The organism is Desulfonatronum sp. SC1, assembly GCF_003046795.1.
GTDB lineage: Bacteria > Desulfobacterota > Desulfovibrionia > Desulfovibrionales > Desulfonatronaceae > Desulfonatronum.
Genome location: NZ_PZKN01000109.1, coordinates 1 through 484 on the forward strand (window position 1 = coordinate 1; position 484 = coordinate 484).

Consider the following 484-nt stretch of genomic DNA (forward strand, 5'->3'; position numbering starts at 1 on the left):
GGTGAACGCGATTGATCAGTTTGGAAACGAAGGCAAAAATGTTTCACCTACAAGAACAAAAGTACTCGGTTCGGCGTGGAGTTATACAAATCTGATTCGTTTAGTTGATATGAAGAAGTTCTATGTGCCGATGCATAGAGGTCGGTTAACGGATATGAGGTGTCCTTCTCCTGACTTTTTTAATGTGGCGGCCTCAGATGATGACCTGCAGTTAGGTGCTGAAATAATTACAATTGATGGAGCGCTTGGTGAATTATAAATATTTAATTATGAGTTGGGATAAAGTTATTTTTTCGGTTTTTATACTCTTTTTTTTGAGTAATGATATAGTCGCTTCTAAGTCATATGCTAGGGCTGGACTCTGGCAAAAGGAGATTGAAGCATTTAAAGAGCAGGATCGCTATGATTTTCCTCCTGATAATTCAATCCTTTTTGTTGGTAGTTCTTCGTTTCGAGGATGGAGAACTTTAGAAAAGGATTTTCC

Annotated in this window: 2 protein-coding genes; both read left to right on the forward strand. The window is 38.2% G+C overall.

The features are described from left to right. Window positions 1–259, forward strand: a 259-nt coding sequence (locus tag C6366_RS19835) for a hypothetical protein (protein ID WP_199221584.1), incomplete at its 5' end; no start/stop codon positions are given. Beyond that, a partial coding sequence (locus C6366_RS19425) for a hypothetical protein (RefSeq protein WP_199221585.1) occupies window positions 249–484 on the forward strand: 236 nt, incomplete at its 3' end. The genes C6366_RS19835 and C6366_RS19425, both read left to right, overlap by 11 nt.